At 56.3% G+C, this 17,030-nt stretch carries 18 protein-coding genes; 4 read left to right on the plus strand and 14 right to left on the minus strand.

The genetic code is table 11. The features are described from left to right. Genes AC13DE_RS11325 through AC13DE_RS11350 form a run of 6 tightly spaced genes read right to left on the minus strand, consistent with a single transcriptional unit; the run spans position 1 to position 5,142 of the window. The gene (locus AC13DE_RS11325) at positions 1–1,839 is read right to left on the minus strand and encodes an NADH-quinone oxidoreductase subunit 5 family protein (protein ID WP_483047890.1); all 1,839 of its coding nucleotides are present in this window, start codon (positions 1,837–1,839) and stop codon (positions 1–3) included. Next, entirely contained in the window at positions 1,836–2,141 is a 306-nt protein-coding gene (nuoK, locus tag AC13DE_RS11330) for an NADH-quinone oxidoreductase subunit NuoK (protein WP_446295807.1), read from the minus strand. The genes AC13DE_RS11325 and nuoK overlap by 4 nt, the downstream gene beginning before the upstream one ends. Before the next feature lies 1 nt (position 2,142). Next, on the minus strand, positions 2,143–2,832 hold the full coding sequence (locus AC13DE_RS11335) for an NADH-quinone oxidoreductase subunit J family protein (RefSeq protein WP_446295808.1): 690 nt from the start codon (positions 2,830–2,832) through the stop codon (positions 2,143–2,145). After that, the gene (locus AC13DE_RS11340) at positions 2,829–3,746 is read right to left on the minus strand and encodes a complex I subunit 1 family protein (RefSeq protein ID WP_483047891.1); all 918 of its coding nucleotides are present in this window, start codon (positions 3,744–3,746) and stop codon (positions 2,829–2,831) included. The genes AC13DE_RS11335 and AC13DE_RS11340 overlap by 4 nt, the downstream gene beginning before the upstream one ends. Further along, positions 3,746–4,792 carry a hypothetical protein gene (locus AC13DE_RS11345; RefSeq protein WP_483047892.1) on the minus strand — a complete coding sequence of 349 codons (1,047 nt, stop codon included), beginning with the start codon at positions 4,790–4,792 and terminating at the stop codon, positions 3,746–3,748. The genes AC13DE_RS11340 and AC13DE_RS11345 overlap by 1 nt, the downstream gene beginning before the upstream one ends. Further along, on the minus strand, positions 4,789–5,142 hold the full coding sequence (locus AC13DE_RS11350; RefSeq protein ID WP_483047893.1) for an NADH-quinone oxidoreductase subunit A: 354 nt from the start codon (positions 5,140–5,142) through the stop codon (positions 4,789–4,791). The genes AC13DE_RS11345 and AC13DE_RS11350 overlap by 4 nt, the downstream gene beginning before the upstream one ends. A 291-nt stretch (positions 5,143–5,433) precedes the next feature. On the opposite strand from AC13DE_RS11350, the gene AC13DE_RS11355 reads away from it, so the two are divergent. Continuing rightward, on the plus strand, positions 5,434–6,168 hold the full coding sequence (locus AC13DE_RS11355; protein ID WP_483047894.1) for an SDR family oxidoreductase: 735 nt from the start codon (positions 5,434–5,436) through the stop codon (positions 6,166–6,168). Between the two features lie 3 nt (positions 6,169–6,171). Then, positions 6,172–6,912, plus strand: a complete 741-nt coding sequence (locus AC13DE_RS11360) for an SDR family NAD(P)-dependent oxidoreductase (RefSeq protein ID WP_446314138.1) — start codon at positions 6,172–6,174, stop codon at positions 6,910–6,912. 34 nt (positions 6,913–6,946) lie between these two features. On the opposite strand, the gene AC13DE_RS11365 is transcribed toward AC13DE_RS11360, so the two are convergent. After that, the gene (locus tag AC13DE_RS11365) at positions 6,947–7,870 is read right to left on the minus strand and encodes an NAD(P)-dependent oxidoreductase (protein ID WP_446295814.1); all 924 of its coding nucleotides are present in this window, start codon (positions 7,868–7,870) and stop codon (positions 6,947–6,949) included. A 113-nt stretch (positions 7,871–7,983) separates the two neighbouring features. Here AC13DE_RS11365 and denD point away from each other — a divergent pair, with 113 nt between their 5' ends. Next, complete coding sequence (gene denD, locus AC13DE_RS11370; RefSeq protein ID WP_483047895.1) at positions 7,984–8,943, plus strand: D-erythronate dehydrogenase; 960 nt, start codon at positions 7,984–7,986, stop codon at positions 8,941–8,943. A gap of 5 nt (positions 8,944–8,948) precedes the next feature. On the opposite strand, the gene AC13DE_RS11375 is transcribed toward denD, so the two are convergent. The 4 genes from AC13DE_RS11375 to AC13DE_RS11390 form a co-directional block, all read right to left on the minus strand. Continuing rightward, the gene (locus tag AC13DE_RS11375) at positions 8,949–9,848 is read right to left on the minus strand and encodes a DMT family transporter (protein WP_483047896.1); all 900 of its coding nucleotides are present in this window, start codon (positions 9,846–9,848) and stop codon (positions 8,949–8,951) included. 92 nt (positions 9,849–9,940) lie between these two features. Beyond that, the gene (locus AC13DE_RS11380; RefSeq protein ID WP_446295819.1) at positions 9,941–11,536 is read right to left on the minus strand and encodes a TRAP transporter large permease; all 1,596 of its coding nucleotides are present in this window, start codon (positions 11,534–11,536) and stop codon (positions 9,941–9,943) included. Between the two features lie 3 nt (positions 11,537–11,539). Continuing rightward, complete coding sequence (locus AC13DE_RS11385; RefSeq protein ID WP_446295821.1) at positions 11,540–12,349, minus strand: TRAP transporter small permease subunit; 810 nt, start codon at positions 12,347–12,349, stop codon at positions 11,540–11,542. Positions 12,350–12,424: 75 nt separating this feature from the next. Next, positions 12,425–13,441, minus strand: a complete 1,017-nt coding sequence (locus AC13DE_RS11390; protein WP_446314142.1) for a TRAP transporter substrate-binding protein — start codon at positions 13,439–13,441, stop codon at positions 12,425–12,427. 194 nt (positions 13,442–13,635) lie between these two features. Between AC13DE_RS11390 and AC13DE_RS11395 the strand changes: the two genes are divergently transcribed. After that, positions 13,636–14,349: a GntR family transcriptional regulator gene (locus tag AC13DE_RS11395; RefSeq protein WP_483047897.1), complete on the plus strand. Its 714-nt coding sequence runs from the start codon at positions 13,636–13,638 to the stop codon at positions 14,347–14,349. A 5-nt stretch (positions 14,350–14,354) separates the two neighbouring features. On the opposite strand, the gene AC13DE_RS11400 is transcribed toward AC13DE_RS11395, so the two are convergent. From AC13DE_RS11400 to otnK, 3 genes are read right to left on the minus strand one after another with little or no spacing between them, the layout of a single operon-like run. After that, positions 14,355–15,119, minus strand: coding sequence for a hydroxypyruvate isomerase family protein (locus AC13DE_RS11400; RefSeq protein ID WP_483047898.1), 765 nt, complete (start codon positions 15,117–15,119; stop codon positions 14,355–14,357). Further along, complete coding sequence (gene otnC, locus AC13DE_RS11405; RefSeq protein WP_483047899.1) at positions 15,116–15,769, minus strand: 3-oxo-tetronate 4-phosphate decarboxylase; 654 nt, start codon at positions 15,767–15,769, stop codon at positions 15,116–15,118. The genes AC13DE_RS11400 and otnC overlap by 4 nt, the downstream gene beginning before the upstream one ends. Continuing rightward, positions 15,766–17,028, minus strand: a complete 1,263-nt coding sequence (gene otnK, locus AC13DE_RS11410) for a 3-oxo-tetronate kinase (protein WP_483047900.1) — start codon at positions 17,026–17,028, stop codon at positions 15,766–15,768. Before otnK ends, otnC begins: the two co-directional genes overlap by 4 nt. Between the last annotated feature and the right edge of the window lie 2 nt (positions 17,029–17,030).

A 17,030-nucleotide genomic window follows, 5' to 3' on the forward strand; every position in this document is an offset into this window, starting at 1 on the left:
TCAGGCTCCTACAACGAGAATGGCGAAAATGATGAAAACACCGCCAATGATATAAGCGTAATAATGATGCGATAGCCCCGTCTGTAACCGGCGAAGATCGTGGCTAAACATCTCTGTCAGTCGTGCCGTACCTTCGGGAATGCCGTCGGTGGCCGCTTCTCCGAACCGGTCACCAAGCCGAGCAAGCCAGTCTCCGAAAGCGGCGGTGCCACGAATGCCACGATCTACAACGCGATCATCCGTCCTTGCCGCGGCGCGGGCGATAGCGTCAGCAGGTTGGATCAGTACGATGTCGATCAATTTTGGCAAACCCAACCAATCTGATGCAGCAGCGCTTGACCCGGTGGCGCCTAGTGCGGGGCGATACCGTACCAGATACACACCGATGGCAATACCGATGAGAACAAGCAGCAGCGAAAGGGCGAACACCAGCGGGCTACCTTTGGGAAGTATTATATCCAAAGCTGCCGCGGCACTTTCAGCCACGGGCGAAAACCAAAGAAGGCTGAGTATCAGGGTCATCGCGGACAATGCAGCGATCCCAATCAAAGCGACCCAACCCGGGACTGTCGTTACACGACTGTCTGCATCCTTGTCGCGACGGCCATAAGCCAACAGTTGAAACCGGGTTGCGTAAGCTGCGCTTAACGTACCCCCAGCCATCACTGACAGCGCCAACCAAAACCCGGTGTGTTCGCTGGCTTTTACGATCTCCTCCTTGCTCCATCCGCCGGCACTGCCCACCAAACCGGCCAGCCCAGCCACAGCGACGAGCGTGATTATTGCCACCACAGGCAGCTCTCGTCCCAGGCGTAAGCGATCCAGTTGGTAGGTGCCCGCAGCTTCGCCCGCTATACCCGCAGAAAGGAACAAAGGTGCCTTGAAGGTTGCATGAACGATCATGTGTAAAACAGCGATACCGGGGTACCCGGCACCGACGGCCACAAACATAAAACCAAGTTGAGCCGAGGTGGAAGCGGCGAGCAAGCGCTTGGCATGATCTTGCAAGACGCCGGTGATACCACCGGCCAACGCCGTGGTCAGCCCGATGGCGATTGCAGTTGCCTCGAATCCGGGTACTTCGGCTAGGTAAGGATGCAGCCGTACCACAAGATAGGCCCCCGCTGCCACCAGTGTCGCAGCATGCAGAAGCGCGGAAACCGAGCTGGGGCCAGCCATGGCGCGGAACAACCAAGGCGAAAAGGGCACCTGCCCCGCCTTGGAGGCCGCCGAGAACAGTATCCCGAAGCCGACGACCCATTGCAGCGGCCCGCCAAGGTTTTGAATCCCTGCGTAATCAAACGACCCGGTTGCCGTGAACAGCGCCATGAGTGCTGCGAAAAGCCCCAGATCGCCGGTCCTGGTGGTGACGAATGCATATAGGCCTGATTGTGGATTATCGATCTGACGCCATTTATGAGAGATCAGCGCCCAGGAACATGCTCCGATCAATTCCCAGCCTATCAGCAGGGTGAGAAGATCGTTCGCAACGACAACCAGCTCCATCCCGCCGGTAAAAAGTATCATCAGGCCGATCAGCCGGGCCAGCCCGGTCTTGCTTTCATTCTGGGTGGCGTGAAAAACCACTGCAATAGCCACGGTCGGCACCATTATCGCGACGGCCGCCGAAACCGGGACGAAAGCGGCTGACAGTCTGATGGCATCGGTCCACACCAAGGTTGCGGTCCAATCTTGCGACACGCCAAGCAACGCCAGCACCAGCGTGGCAGCCAATGTCGCCACCGCCATGATGCCGAGCAACAGACGGGACCGATCGCCCAGGGTGGCGATGAACGCGCCGGCGATAATCGGGACGAGAGGAAGAAGCCACAGCGTCATTGTTTCATCGTCCCGATACCTTCGATGACATCGGCCTCTCGCTTGCGATAGACCGCGACGACCAGCGCGAAACCGATCGCCAATTCGACCGCCATCACCGCCATTACCAGAATGGCCAGTAGTTGTCCCTTGGGTGCACCTTCAAGCGTGAACGCCCAGAAGCCAACTGCGGCAAGAAGCGTGCCGTTCAACATCATTTCCAGGCCCATCATCAACATAACAAACGATTTTTGCGAAAGCGCTCCGAACAAACCTATGCCGAACAAAGCGGCGGCGACTATTAGTATGGCGGTCAGTGTCATTTCAGGCCTCCGTCTCGGACATGTTTCCGTGACCCTTGTGCGGATCATCGCTGCTGTCTTGTTTGGTTTTCTCCATGTTCATCTGGTGCCCGCCGTGACCACCATGGCCGCCATGACCACCGCCCTTTTCAACTTTGCGGCCGGCAGGCTCTCCGCCGGGGTGCAAACCCGGTGGTGCTGCACCCGCATCGGAATCACCAAATCGTCCCCGGCGACTGGAAAGCGCCACAGCGCCGACCATCGTAGCCAACAGCGTTACCCCTGCGGTTTCAAAGATCAGCATGGATCCCCCCAATAGTTCAATGCCGAGATCACGCAGGGTGTCGCGGTTTTCTGGCAAAGGGTTGTCGGGGAAATTCGTAAGCAGAACCGCGGTTGCAAGGCCCACGAAACCCAGGACGCCGGCCGCGATCGAGAACTTGTATTGGTGGACCATCTGCATCGGGTTGAGACCCGCGGGATTCATCATGAACATCACCATGAACAGGCCCATGACCATCATCTCGACCGCCATCATAAAGACAGTTGCGACGCCGATATAATCGGCGGCCATCAAAACAGCGATGCCCCCCACACTGGTAAAGGAAACCATCAACGCAAAAGTCGCCCGGATCATTGAATCAACACGGAACACCCGCCACCCGCTCCAGATGGCCAACGCGGAAAGTGCGTAAAATAACAAGTCGGTCATGCCAGTGCCACCAATCCTGCCCACAGCAGATCCAGAAATGAAATCGGAAGCAGGATCTTCCAGATCAGGCCCAGCATTCGGGCCACCGGCAAGCGTACCAACAGATGCGAAAGCCCGATGACAATCGCCATCACGACAAGAGTTTTGATAATCACCCAGACGAAGCCGGGTAAAACCGGCCCGAGATACCCTCCCAGGAAAGCCGTGGATGCAACCGCGGAAAACCCTACCAGCATCGCCAGCCTTGCCACTTGCCAACCGGCGCGATTAGCGCCTGAATCCTCGGCAGACGTGCCCCCGGCCAGATCATCGCTATCGGCATAATCGAACGGGCCGCGCAATGTCAAAGATAACCCCAAAAGCAGAAACAACGGTAGGCCAAGAGGCTGACGGATGACGTTCCACACGGTTTCTTGCGACGTTACGATATCGCGCAGGTCCAGCGACTGCGCCGGAATAGCCACTGCGATCAAGACAAACATGCTGGGCAACATGATCGGCAACCCGATCGCTACGTAGCGATACGCGCCGATCAGCGAAAGCGGCGAATTGGGTGACCAGCCATGCAAAAATACCAGCACCACAATAAGCGACTCGCAGGCACCCCAGAACACCACACTTGTATCAAGGCCGATCACCGCAAGATCGGGCCCAAAAGGCACCACGGCAAGCCCAATTGCAGCTACGCTCAGATACCCGGCGATGGACAGAAACCAATTCAGCTGGTCCGGGGCTTCGGTTCTCAGGCGTTGCTGTGTCAGGTAAACTGCCGAGGCATGAAATGGTGCAAGCAGCCCCGCAGTACCGTGCCCTGACAATTGACGCGAAAAGACCCCATCAAGGACCGCAGCGAACCAGATGCCCAAAGCCAGAACCAAGATCAATATTGCGAAAGCCAGTGCAAACGTCATCATCAATGCCCCCCATGGGCAGAGTGATCCATATTTTCATGGCCACCTGAAGTTTGCTCAGAGCTGTCTTCGTCAGCGTCGGTCCGGGTGTTGGCACATATTTTGCGCAGCGACACATTGTCGAAGCTGTTCAATATAAGCATCGCTTCCTGCCACTCGCGCCCCTCGAGCAGGTCGCCAAGGTCAAGCCCCATCAGATGCGGTTTTTGCGGGCTGAATGGGTCCTTCAGCAGATGCTCAAATCGTGAACGCACGTCTGATCCATCATGGGTGCGACCCAGATCGGGTGGAATTGCCATCCGCACACCCGATACAGTGACCAGGCGTTTGAAGCCCGCGTCGCGGTGCGCATTGTCAACAAGCATGCGGTTGGCCAGTGTCGGCAATCCCAGCAGCCTGAGCAATGCACGGATTTCCCTGCCCTTCCGCGCGTCCTCATAGGGGGGCGAAACGACGGCCACATCTTGAATTATGTCACCTTGTAAGGTGAGTTTCAGTATCATACCCGCGGGCAACATTGGCAGGAACGGACCGAATTCAGCGGTATAAGCGTCAAGCTTCAGGCCGTCGCGAATATCGTCATCGGTCATTGCCATCGGGCGCCCGTAAGGGGTGCCGCCCATCATTCCCTTGCCACCCTGCCCATGTGGCCCGACCCCCTGCCATTCGTTTGCTGGCTCGTCTGGAAGAACGTCAGCGTCGGACGCCCGTTCCCCGCCAAGCAATGCCGCCCGGGTACGCAGCAAGACCGAAGCCAGGTCATCGCCATGCGCGATCTCAACCGCATTTGAAAAGGACTCGGTCGGGCTGGAATGCCAAAAGACAGTCGCACGGGGGTGAGGAAGCTGATCATGTAGCCGGTGCAGATACATTTTTAGCGCGTGCGGTAGGGTGCCAGCGACCAACAGGATTGACGCTGCGCGAGGGGTATCGACGATGGTCAAAGCCGGGTTCAAATGCAGCCTGTCTGTTTCATCAGGTGCATCAGGGCCCCGGGCTATGAAAATCGGAACAGGAGCTTTCGCCGCCAGCTTGGCAATCCAGTTCATTCCCACTCGAATATTCCCTCTTTCCAGCCGTAAAGAATGCCGACAGATAGAATTGCGAGGAACATGCCCATCTCGGCCAATGCCTTCGGACCTTCTTCCACAAACACGACGGCCCAAGGGTACATGAACATCATCTCCATCTCGAAGGCGACAAACAGCAAAGTCATTGTGTAATAACGTATGTGAAACCGTTGCAGCGCGTGGGTTTCAGGGTCGCTACCGCCCAAAAACGGGCGCTGCTGAGGATATGTTGCATGCCGCTTGTCATCGACCGCAACACCCGCGCGTAAACCGGCCGTGAAAAGAAATGACAGCCCGATGATCAAAAATACAGCTAATATAACAGTCATTTATGCGACGAATCCCTTTAGTTGTCCCAGCGTCGTTGATCTCGGCAACTTAAGAAAGGCATCTCCCCCACTGGAACCTTTTAATGCAACCTGGGCTGTTCAGCTTCTCGTAATGGTAGTTAACGAAATCGTTACGATCTAACCTAGTTCAGAATTTTAGTTGTCACCAAAAAAATTCATATTTTTTGCCAGAATTTTCGCGGTACAGTTGTAGGGCGTCAATTTTAATTTGCATTTGGTATACCAAATTGCCAGCCTGCCGCATGTGACACAAGCAGGGAGACACCCGATATGCCATCTATACTTATCACCGGGGCTGGCAGCGGTGTCGGTCGCGCCACAGCGCGGATGTTTCTGACCAATGGATGGCAAGTCGGGTTGGTCGGTCGTCGCGTCGATGCGCTGCATCAGACGGCAGGCGATCACGACGATGCCTTGATCCTGCCATGCGACGTGACAGACGAACAGGCCGTCGACCAGACCTTTGACAAGGCTGTGGCGCAGTGGGGGCGTTTGGATGTGCTGTTCAACAATGCGGGTGCCAGCCTCGGCGGAGCAGTGGTGGATGAACTTGACGTGAACGACATTCGCCAATTGCTTGAAGTGAATGTGATGGGGGCGTTCATTGCTGCACGTGCAGCGTTTGGCCACATGCGCCGTCAGGAACCGCAGGGTGGGCGCATTATCAATAACGGGTCGGTTTCGGCCGCCGTTCCACGGTGGGGGTCGGCCCCGTACACTGTCTCTAAACATGCGATCACCGGGCTGACCCGGTCATTGTCGCTGGACGGTCGGCCATATGGTATCGCATGCGGGCAGATTGACATCGGAAACGCGCTCACTGAAATGGCGGCGAAAATGACCAAGGGCGTGCCGCAAGCCGACGGATCGATGGCGATAGAACCCGTCATGGATGTGCAAAACGTCGCGCAGTCGGTGCTGCATATGGCCAGTCTTCCGCTTGATGCAAACGTGCAGTTCATGACGGTGATGGCAACGAACATGCCGTTTATAGGAAGGGGTTAATCCATGGAAATGAAAAACCAGATCGCCGTGGTGACCGGCGCGGCCCAGGGGATCGGGCTGGCGGTGGCGAGCTTACTGGCGCGGCGCGGCGTGCGGGTTGCAGGTTGGGATATCGACGGTGAGCTTACGGCGGCGATGGCCGGGTTGGACGACCACTGCAAAGGCGTCGGGTTCAAATGCGATATCACTGACTATACATCGGTCAAAGCAGCCTATGCGGACACCTGCGACAGCATGGGTACCCCGACCATCCTGGTGAACAGCGCCGGCATCGCCGGGCCGAACGCCCCGGTTGAAGCGTATGATCTGGAAGCGTGGCACCGGGTCATTGATATCAACCTCAACGGAACATTTTACGTCAACAAGATCTGCGTGCCGGGAATGCGGGCGCAGGGGTATGGACGCATCCTGAATATCGCCTCAATTGCGGGCAAGGAAGGCAACCCCAACGCATCGGCTTATTCCGCATCAAAGGCAGCGGTGATCGGCTTGACCAAATCGCTTGGTAAAGAATTGGCAGATATGGATATCGCGGTGAATTGCGTCACACCTGCTGCAGCCCGAACCCGGATCTTCGACCAGATGAAACAAGAGCACATCGACTATATGCTATCAAAAATCCCGCGCGGCAGGTTTCTGGAGGTGCGGGAAGCCGCCGAAATGATCGTATGGGCAGTATCACCGGAAAACAGTTTTACAACCGGGGCTGTTTTCGATCTTTCCGGTGGTCGGGCGACCTATTGATCAAGTTGATCAAGGCGGTCATTGACCACCGACGTCAGCTGCTGTCGTTTGACGTTTCCTTTGCCATGTCCAACCCGTTCAAGCGGGCCACATGATCAACTATCATCGGCACATAATCCCCGCCCTTTCCGATGGCTTCGACATGCGTAAAATAGTGCTTGGCCGCGCCAGCCATGATGTTGACCACCCCTGCATCGGTCGCCATGGCATTGACGTATCGCAGATCCTTGGACGCATTAGCGATGGTAAACTTATGTGCGTCGCGGTCGCGATCGACTGCATAGGACATGAACGTGTCAAAAAAGCCGTTGGAAAGGCGACTGCCGCCAATGACTTCTCGGGTTTTTGCCGGCGATAACCCCACGGCAGCCCCAAGCACCGTTACCTCGGAATAAAGCGCCGCATAGCTCATTGATATGAAGTTCATCAATAGCTTCATCTTGTGGCCGCTGCCTGTCGGCCCGACATGTGTAATGTTACCAGCCCAGCACTCGATTACAGGTTTGATAGCTGCAAAGGTCTCGTCATCACAGCCGACCATCGCATCCAACGTACCGGCTTCGGCCTCTTTTGGCGTGCGTCCCAGCGGTGCATCCACCAGCGTGGCACCTTTTTCCGCAAGTTCTTGCGCCAATGCGGCGGTCGATTTCGGGTCTGCGGTGGTGGTGTCAATCACGATCAACCCTTCGCGGGCCCCCGCCAGTATACCGTCGCTGCCCCTTATCACGTCTTCCACCTGCGGTGAATTGGACAGACAGATATGGATTATATCGCACTTCTGCGCCATGTCCCGTGGGCTATCGGCTTCCGATGCACCCTTGCTGATCAAGCTGTCGACGGGGGTGCGATTTCGGTTGCCCCTTATCCACATCGGATACCCGGCCTCCAGCAGGTTTTTAGCCATGCCGTGGCCCATGTAGCCGACACCAATGAAGCCTATCGTTTTGTCCCGATTCATCGCGCGTTCCTTTTTCCAAAGCGCCATTGACAACGACGCACCAAACCGCATTGTTGAAATGGTATACCAAATTTGCGGTCATGCAAGCGCCGCCTCGTAAAGGGATAGCCGGGATGAAAATCTTGATCATAGGCGGCGGCGGTGTCATCGGCCAGAAACTGGCGCTGGCACTGGCGCGAACGGGTCACGTAGGCGGTACACCCATCAGTCAACTCACTCTCGCTGACGTGGTGATGCCGGAAACTGTCGATGCGCCTTTCGACGTTCAGACACGGACCTGCGACATTGCCAACCCAGCATCTGTAGCGAATGCCATCACAGCGGACACAGATCTGGTTTATCTACTGGCGGCAATTGTCAGCGCCCACGCCGAAGAAGATTTTGACGCAGGCATGAAGATCAATCTGTTCGGCACCTATAATGTGCTGGAACGGTGTCGCACGCTCGACACAAAGCCAATGGTGATACTGACGTCATCAATCGCGGTTTACGGCGGTGAGGCGGAGGATCCTCTGGGCGATCATTCCTATCCCAACCCGCAAACATCCTATGGGATGCAAAAAGCCGTGGGGGAGCTTTTGATCAATGACTATACGCGCAAAGGTTACATAGATGGGCGCGCCTTCAGATTGCCGACAATTTCAGTACGGCCCGGCGTTCCCAATCGCGCCGCCAGCAGCTTCATGTCATCTATCCTACGCGAACCACTGAACGGACAGGAAGCCATCTGCCCCGTCACTGGAGATTTTTTGCATTACTACCTCAGTCCGCGGCGTTGCGTCGAAAACCTGATCAAAGCTGCGCAATTGCAGGGTGCCGACATCGGGATGAACCGGGTCATGCAAATGCCGGGCAAGGTCTGGTCGATCAACCAACTGATCGCCGCGATGACAAACGTTGCCGGGTCTGGACCCGCTAGGTTGATCCGATGGGACCCGCAGCCGGAAATCAAACGCATTGTGACCGGCTGGCGATGGGATATCCACGCCGACAAAGCCGAGCGCTTGGGCTTGAAGGCGGATCTCAGCTTTGAAGACAACATCCGCTATTACCTTGAAGACGACCGACCCTGAGCCAGTTAAGAGCTTTGGGGACGCTGCAATTTGCGTTCGCGATGCCAAATGTAAATGCCGGCACCGATAATGATCATGCCACCCCCCAGCGTCCAGATGGTCGGGTACGTGTCAAAGAACGCTATGCCAGCAAGCGCAGCCAGAACGATCTGGATATAGACCACTGGGGCAAGCAACGATGCATCGGCCATCCGGTGTGCGGACGTGGCAAGGATATGGCCTGTACCGCCAAACACCCCGATCAGCAGGAAGAACACCCAATCAGCAGAGCTTTGCGGCCAAACCCAGTGCACCAGCGCAAAAGGGGTAAGGCATACAGTCGCCAACCCCGCCGACCAAAGTTGGCTGGTTGCATTGCTTTCCACCCCGGCCAGCATTCTGGTCAGCAAAAAGTACAATGAAGCAACCGTAAGTGCGCCCAGGTTCAACAGCATGGCGGGGTGAAATTCTGCCCCCCACGGTTGCATCACCACCAACACCCCCAAAAATCCAACGCAAACTGCTACGATGCGATGCCGGCCTACCCGTTCGCCCAGCATCGGGATCGCCAGCAACGTCACCACCACCGGCCCCGCAAACATGATCGTCGTCGTCACCGTGATAGGAAGATACTTGAGCGCGGTGAAATTCAGGATTGTGCTGCTGAACAGGCACAACGACCGCAAAAACTGAAGCCGCGGGCTGCGGGACCTGAAAGCGCCTGCCCCTTCGCCGGGAACAAAAACGGTCAATGCCAAAACGAAATGCATGGCATAGCGGATGAAAACGACCTGAAGCGCAGGCAATCCCGCCAGCACCAACCATTTGGCCGACGTGTCGATCATCGTGAAAAACGTCACGGCGAGCCCCATTGAAATCAGGGCCAGCACAGTGCGTTCTTCCCGAGGTGCCACGATGCGTACCACCGCTTAGCCCCCGGTCTTCAAAACCGGGCGGCAAACGTCATACGCGCTGCACAACATCGGCTTTTCCAGCGATTTGAAAGGTATCGGTACAGTCACAGAAACAATGTCACGATAGGTGGCCAAATCAACAACACCGACAGGGCCAAAAGTTGCAAGGCAATGAATGGTAGAAAACCCTTGAAGATATCCGTAAGCGAAATTTCGGGCGGTGCGACGGATTTCAGATAGAATGCAGCAGGTCCGAACGGCGGAGACAAGAAGCTGACTTGCATGTTCATACAGAACACGACCCCGAACCAGATTGGAATATAACGCCCGTCCACCGACCCGAGAAACCCGATTTCTTCTGCCGGCAGTCGTACAACAATGGGCAGGAATACCGGCATGATCAACAGGACGATACCGACCCAGTCCATAAACATGCCCATGATCAGAAAGACGAACATCATCAGCAAGATGATGCCCATAGTAGGCAGGTCCGATCCCACGATCATGTTTGCGACGTAGGTCGGGCCTCCGGCCAGGGTATATGCTGCGGCCAGCGCGGCCGCCCCGATCGTGACCCAGATTATCGTGCCGGTCGATTTCAGCGTGCGGATCAGACTGTCCCACACGATGTCGAACGTCATTTCCCCGCGCAACGTGCTGATGACAAAGACCGCAACGACGCCCATGCCGGCGGCTTCGGTGATCCCGGTGATGCCCCCGTAGATCGACCCGAGCACAACGCCGATTACGATGATCGGGGCCAGCAAGCCCTTGCCCATCTGCCAGCCCTTGGCCGTGCGGTCACGCCCTACGACGAAAAAGATCAAGATCAATGCCAGTATGAACGTGCCGATGATCCAGGGGATATCGCTTGCCATACCCAATGGGATAGGGTCTTCACCGGTGCGTACCGCGTTTTCACCCGTCAACGTAAAGAAAAGTGCGCGAATGAAGAGCACCCCGGCCAACCAAGCGATAAACCGCGACAAGAACCCCAGAAACATCAACCCCTTTTCGCGCCCTTCGGGTTCACCCGGAACCGGGGCGGGTAATGGTGCCAATGCTGGGTTCAATCGGGTGCGTACGAATATATATAGCAAAAAGAACGTCGCCAACATGAACCCCGGCAGAAAAGAGGCTGTAAACAGCGCCTTGATCGAGGTTTCCGTCACCAATCCATAAAAGATCAACACAATTGAGGGCGGGATCATGGTTCCCAATGAACCGGATGCGCAGATCGTACCGATCGCCAAGTTTCTGTCGTACCCCAGACGCAGCATCTGAGGTAATGCTATCAGCCCCAGCAAGACGACCTCGCCGCCGATGATACCTGACATGGCGGCCATGATTACCGCCATGATCGACGTGACGAAAGCGATGCCGCCGCGTGTACGTGAAAGCCAGACGTTCAGCGACGAATACATATCGCGCGCAATGCCCGACCTTTCCAGCAACGCGGCCATAAAGATGAAAAGCGGTATCGAAATCAGAACATAGTTTGTCATCTGCCGATATACCGCTTGCCCCAACACCGATAGCGGACCGCGGCCAAAGGTGCCAAACAGAATGCTGGGGTCGAACTTTAGCATCAACGTCACAACGGCCAGAAATGCCGAGGCAAAACCAAGCGGCATGCCTATCGCCAGCAGTGCAAACATGCCGAGTAAAAGGATCAGGCTGAGCGTGCCAATATCGACCATGGATTATTTCTCCCCAAGGGTGCGGCGGATGGCTTCTATTTCATGCTCGTCGACTTCGTCCGCAGGGGTGTGCGAAACTGTCACCTTGTTCCAGTCGGCAATCAAATTGGAAATCGCTTGGAGGCAGACCAGAGTGATGATGATCAAAAGCGCTGGTTTCACGATGCCGGGAATGGGTGGATCCCACGCGGTGCCAAAGGTCTCCATCCGCATCCAGCGGTTCTTGGCGTCCGTGTAGCCACCCCATATCAACGCGAATGTAAAACCGACAATCAGCAATACTGAAATCACATCGGCGGTCTTTTGCATCCAGCGCGGCATAAGATCATAGATGATGTAGATGCGGATGTGACAGCGTTGCTGCATTGCATAAAGCCCTGACAGCAGAAAAACAAAAGCTGCCAACCACAAGGACAATTCATTCGCCCACAGGGTCGGTTTCGAAAAAATATAGCGCGAGACGACCTCGTAGAACATGACAAGAACGATGAAGGCCACAAGGATCATCGCCAGCCTGCCCAGAACCACTGACACAAGATCAAAGAAACCTTCGGGTTTCGTTTCGATCACACCCAGACGGTCAGAAAGAAACAGGGTGGCAAACAGCAATGCCAGCCCAAGCGAAACCAAGGTGGTCAGCACCAAGGGTCTCCCCTCGGGGCGTATCATTTCGAACATGCCGTAGGCCTCGGCACTGAATAGCCTGAGCGTGATCAAATAAAGGTATAGTGCGACCGTGATCCCGATAAAAATGATCATGCCGAACTTGACGGGTGCCCTGAACCGCCCCAGCCAAAGAGAATTGCCCTGCATCGCCTGCCTCCTCGATTGTTCCTATCATTCCGCCGAACACGCTTGGGCTGTATCCGGCGGAATGAATTGATCGGCTTAGTTGCTGATCAGACCCAGTTGACCCAGGTATTCTTTGTGGCTTTTCAGCAAAGCGCCGGCCTCAGGGCTGCGCGACCCCCAGTCTTCCCATGCAACCTGCGCCGCACGGCGGAATTCGCGCCGGTCTTCTTCTGACCAGTCATAAAGCGTTACGCCCTCGGCTTTAAGCTTGGCGGCGGCTTCTGCGTTAGCTTTCTCGTTTGACAGCGCGACTTGAAAGGAAAGCTTCTGCCACGCGGTATCGATGATCCGACGCTGGCTTTCGCTAAGTCCATCCCAAACGTCCTTGTTACATGCCAGATGGTCGGATGGCATCGAATGAAAACCGGGATAGGTCGCGTGCTTGACGATGTCATACAGACCCAGACCAACGTTATTGGCCAAGCCGGACGCATCCGCGCCATCGATAATTCCGGTTTCCAGAGCCGTGAATATCTCGGTAAAATCCATTACAATTGGGGAGGCACCCAATTCTTGAAAGATTTCAGTCTCCATGCCCGGCGGCGACCGGAATTTCCATCCTTTGACATCTTCGAAGCCTGCGATGGGTTTTGATGACGAGAGCGACTCCTGCCCGTAGATCGACCATCCAATCAGCTGCATGCCTTGCGCATTATAAAGCTCTTGCGCCGCGTCGTAGCCGCCACCGTAATAGAGCCAGCTATACTGCTGCCATGGCGTATCGTATCCCCCCATGATATCGCCGACAAACTGAAATGCAGGGTTTTTGCCGGTCTGATAGGCACCGCCCGTCGCGTCGCAATCCAGGATCCCGTTGATTGCTGCATCAAAGGTTTCAACGGTCGCAACCACCGAAGACGAATAGAACATTTCGATCGAGATTTCGCCGTCCGACATTGTTTGCACATCGTCAATGAACGCCGCCAGCAGTTTCCCAGTAGGATGCTCCGTCGCGTAGTGCGTCTGCATACGCAGCGTAACTTCTTGTGCCACAGCCGGAACCGCAAGCGCGGTGACCGCTACAGCGGACATGAGTAAAGCCTTGAGTTTCATATATAATTATCCTCCCTAGACGGACGTGCCGCCAATTTTTTGTTTGCGCAACGTGGAAGAGACGCAGTGATGGTATACCATCTTAGGGAACGTTACCCATTGACCTCTCGACAATCAACAAATTTCGGTATACCAAATTTACATAGCAAAAACAGCGGCCTGCGCTTGCCGAGGCCCAAGATCAGGACCCCTAAATGCAGGAACCGATACTCGCCGAACAGATTGCCAAAGAGTTGCGCCGAGACATCCTGCGCGGGAACCTTGCACCTGGGGATTCGCTAAAGGAACGCGACAAGGCCGCCGAGATGGGGGTCAGTCGTACGCCGATGCGCGAAGCGATCAGGATACTTGCGCAAGAAGGATTGGTGCAGTTGCGACCCGCCCGCAGCCCGATCGTAGCGAGGCCGGACGTCAAGGAAGTCACGGACGACGTGGAGGTTTTGCTAGCGATAGAAAAGTTGTCGGGTGAATTGGCGTGTCGGCGCGCAACCGATGACGATATAGCGGGAATAGCCGAAATCGTGCAGCAAATGGTCGACGATTTCGACACCTTGGACGCGCTTGAACTTTTCGAAATAGATATGTCGTTTCATTCTGCGCTCGCTCAAGCCTCGCATAATGCGCAGCTGGCCGGAATTCACGACCGCTTTTTATCTCGCCTCTGGCGGGCGCGGTATTTGTCTGCTGTTCAGCGGCGCAACCGGGCAAGTGTGATTGAACACCACACAGCAATACTCAGAGCGCTTCAGGCGCGCGATAGCGAAGCGATACGGCTGGCAATCGGCACCCATCTTGACAGATTGACCGATGATATCGGGAATGTCATCCGACGCGAGCAAGAAGTAGCCGGGTCAGACAAGGCACCGACGTCAGCCATCAGTGCAAAGGCCACCTTGGTGGATAAGTGACCCAATCAACGCGACGCCGTGGCCCGAAGGTCTGCGAGCCAATCCAGCGTTTCCGAAGTGGGCCCGACCGGCTTGTACTCAGCGCCGATCGGACGTTCCCATCCCAACCGGTTCAATGCTTTCCACACCTGCGCATACTCGAGGTCCCCGTGATCAGGCGGACCACGATCAGGCGCAGAAGCGACCTGTACATGCCCGATCATGGGTAGCAGAGCCTCAAGTCGCGGAATGACGGTGCCTTCTGTGCGCTGTACGTGATAACAATCGAACATCAGCTTGAGGTTGGGTGCACCCACATCGTCGATAATGGCGGCCGCTTGATCCGTGGTCTGCAAGAAATAGCCAGGGGCGTCGAACATATTCAGCGGTTCGATCAAAATCATGCGTTCTCCGGCCTGCTCACACGCGTATCTCAATGTCTCCAGGAATGTGTCGCGTGCCTTTGCCCCTTCGGCGAAACCAGCCATCACATGCACCGCCTGCGTTTGGGTTTCCTGCGCATACGCCAAGGCTTCGTCGATGGCGGCGCGCGCATCGCCCACACGGCCCGGCAGGGCGGACAACCCGTTTTCACCCCGACCACCGCGCCGGGTGTTTAGCCCTAGCATCGGCAGTCCGGTTTCGCGTAATGCCGATCTGACGCTCGGGGCCGAAACATCATAGGGCCAGTGACACTCCACCGCATCAAAACCGGCCTCAGCGGCGGCGATAATCGCTGCGGGCAATGTCCTCTCTGTCCATAGAAAACCCAGGTTGGCCGAAAACTTCAACTCTCCCACTCCACGTCGAATTTTGTGACGATGCCACGCACTTGGGTTTCGGTTAATTCACGTCGTGCCATGCCGTGCGTCAATAGTGCCAATCGGGCTGTGTCCTCAAGCTCCTCTATCGCGTTGCAGGCGGCTTCTACATCACGTCCTGCCACAACAGGGCCGTGGTGCGCCAACATTACCGCAGAACGTTTGCCCGCCAGCCCGCGCACTGCGGCACCCATGGCGGGATCGCCGGGCAAAAAGAAGGGAAGCAATGCGACCTTGCCCAATTTCATGATCGCATACGGCGTCAGCGGCGGTAGAAAATTATCGGGGTCACTGTCGTCAAGCAAGGATAAGGCCACGGCATGGGCAGAATGCAAATGCACAACTGCGCCCGTGGCGGTACGGGTTTCATAGAATGCGCTGTGCAGGGGCATTTCCTTGGTCGGAGGGTGGCCGGAAATATGCCTGCCGCCAGCATCAAACCGCGACAAAAGCCCTGGATCAAGCCGACCAAAGCTTGAGCCGGTGGGGGTTACCAACAGCCCGCCATCGTCTGTGCGGGCAGAGATGTTACCGGTCGACCCGCCCGTCAGCCCCCGATCAAACAGGGATTTGGCCAATACGCAAATTTGCTCGCGCAGCGCGGTTTCATTGGTTGTCATGCCGGCTGCAATTCGCGCAGGGCAGTGGCAAAGAAGCCGTCATCACCGAAGTTACCGGATTTCAATGCAAGCGCAATGTGAACGCCCGCACTGTCGCAGGTACACCACGGTACGCCCGGTGCTATCTCTCGACCAACGTTCAATTGAATTACTCCCAAAGCCTGCGTTACAGCGCCGGAGGTCTCTCCGCCAGCGACCACGAAACGACGCGTGCCTTTATCACGGGCAAACACAGCGGCCTGCGCCAAAGCGCTTTCAACCAACGCTCCGGCGCGTTCCTGCCCCAGGCGGGCTTGCGCTGTTTTCACGGACTCGGGGTTTGCTGTGGCATATATCATGGCTTCGTCACCCTGACCTTGCAACCAATCCAACATCGGCTGTGTACCATCACGGGCTAGCGCAAGCGGATCAAGCCGATAAGAGGCGGCGCGGTTGCGGTAGACCGCAACCTGCGCTTGGGTCATCGCGGAACAAGAACCCGACAGGACCAGCGCCTTGCCCGAAGGGGCCTTACACAGCGCGTCATGGTGTTGTCCGGGCAAAAGCCCTGCCTGTCGATGAAGATGCGGTAACGGCATGGCAATCGCGCTACCGCCGGTCAACAGCTTGAAATCGCGGCAGGCAGTCGCAATCGCGACAAGATCTTCGTCGGTCACGGCGTCGATGATCACATGGGCCACATCCTGTTTCGCCAATCTGTCCAGTTCCGATCGGATTGCTTCTGGCCCCTTGGCCACGCACAGTCTGTCAACCAGTCCCACCCGACCCGTTACCTGCGGCGTCAGCAGCCGCAACAGGTTCGAATCCCGCATCGGCGTGAGGGGATGATCTTTCATTGAGCTTTCTGCCAGCGGATCACGCCCCACGAAAAGATTGCCCATGAAAACACTGCGCCCATTCTGGGGGAAAGCCGGGCAATAGATTGTTTGGTTCGCGCCTGTCTGGCGCATCAGCGCCTCGGCGACCGGCCCTATGTTGCCTTTTTCCGTGGAATCGAAGGTTGAACAATATTTCCAGAAGGTCTGTCTTGCCCCCGCCGCTTGCAGCCAGCTCAACGCTTCTTCGGCTTGGTCAACCGCTGTGGCCGGAGGGGCAGATCGGATTTTGAGAGCAATCACTTCGTAGGGCGCGGTGTACAAAGTAGGAGCGTCCGGCACACCGATCCGAAGCGACACCTGTACCCCGCTGCGGGCCAACAACCCGGCCAAGTCGGTTGCCCCGGTGAAATCGTCAGCAATGGCCCCAAAAATAACGCTCATGC

This window comes from Sulfitobacter sp. L-8 (assembly GCF_056859255.1).

Coding starts and splice junctions, on each gene's coding strand:
- AC13DE_RS11385 (WP_446295821.1), bottom strand. CDS start 12,349: ATGCAGGGCAATTCTCTTTGGCTGGGGCGGTTCAGGGCACCCGTCAAG.
- AC13DE_RS11360 (WP_446314138.1), top strand. CDS start 6,172: ATGGAAATGAAAAACCAGATCGCCGTGGTGACCGGCGCGGCCCAGGGG.
- AC13DE_RS11390 (WP_446314142.1), bottom strand. CDS start 13,441: ATGAAACTCAAGGCTTTACTCATGTCCGCTGTAGCGGTCACCGCGCTT.
- AC13DE_RS11380 (WP_446295819.1), bottom strand. CDS start 11,536: ATGGTCGATATTGGCACGCTCAGCCTGATCCTTTTACTCGGCATGTTT.
- AC13DE_RS11325 (WP_483047890.1), bottom strand. CDS start 1,839: ATGACGCTGTGGCTTCTTCCTCTCGTCCCGATTATCGCCGGCGCGTTC.
- denD (WP_483047895.1), top strand. CDS start 7,984: ATGAAAATCTTGATCATAGGCGGCGGCGGTGTCATCGGCCAGAAACTG.
- AC13DE_RS11355 (WP_483047894.1), top strand. CDS start 5,434: ATGCCATCTATACTTATCACCGGGGCTGGCAGCGGTGTCGGTCGCGCC.
- AC13DE_RS11335 (WP_446295808.1), bottom strand. CDS start 2,832: ATGACCGACTTGTTATTTTACGCACTTTCCGCGTTGGCCATCTGGAGC.
- AC13DE_RS11345 (WP_483047892.1), bottom strand. CDS start 4,792: ATGAACTGGATTGCCAAGCTGGCGGCGAAAGCTCCTGTTCCGATTTTC.
- AC13DE_RS11350 (WP_483047893.1), bottom strand. CDS start 5,142: ATGACTGTTATATTAGCTGTATTTTTGATCATCGGGCTGTCATTTCTT.
- nuoK (WP_446295807.1), bottom strand. CDS start 2,141: ATGACACTGACCGCCATACTAATAGTCGCCGCCGCTTTGTTCGGCATA.
- AC13DE_RS11395 (WP_483047897.1), top strand. CDS start 13,636: ATGCAGGAACCGATACTCGCCGAACAGATTGCCAAAGAGTTGCGCCGA.
- AC13DE_RS11365 (WP_446295814.1), bottom strand. CDS start 7,870: ATGAATCGGGACAAAACGATAGGCTTCATTGGTGTCGGCTACATGGGC.
- otnC (WP_483047899.1), bottom strand. CDS start 15,769: ATGACAACCAATGAAACCGCGCTGCGCGAGCAAATTTGCGTATTGGCC.
- otnK (WP_483047900.1), bottom strand. CDS start 17,028: ATGAGCGTTATTTTTGGGGCCATTGCTGACGATTTCACCGGGGCAACC.
- AC13DE_RS11340 (WP_483047891.1), bottom strand. CDS start 3,746: ATGATGACGTTTGCACTGGCTTTCGCAATATTGATCTTGGTTCTGGCT.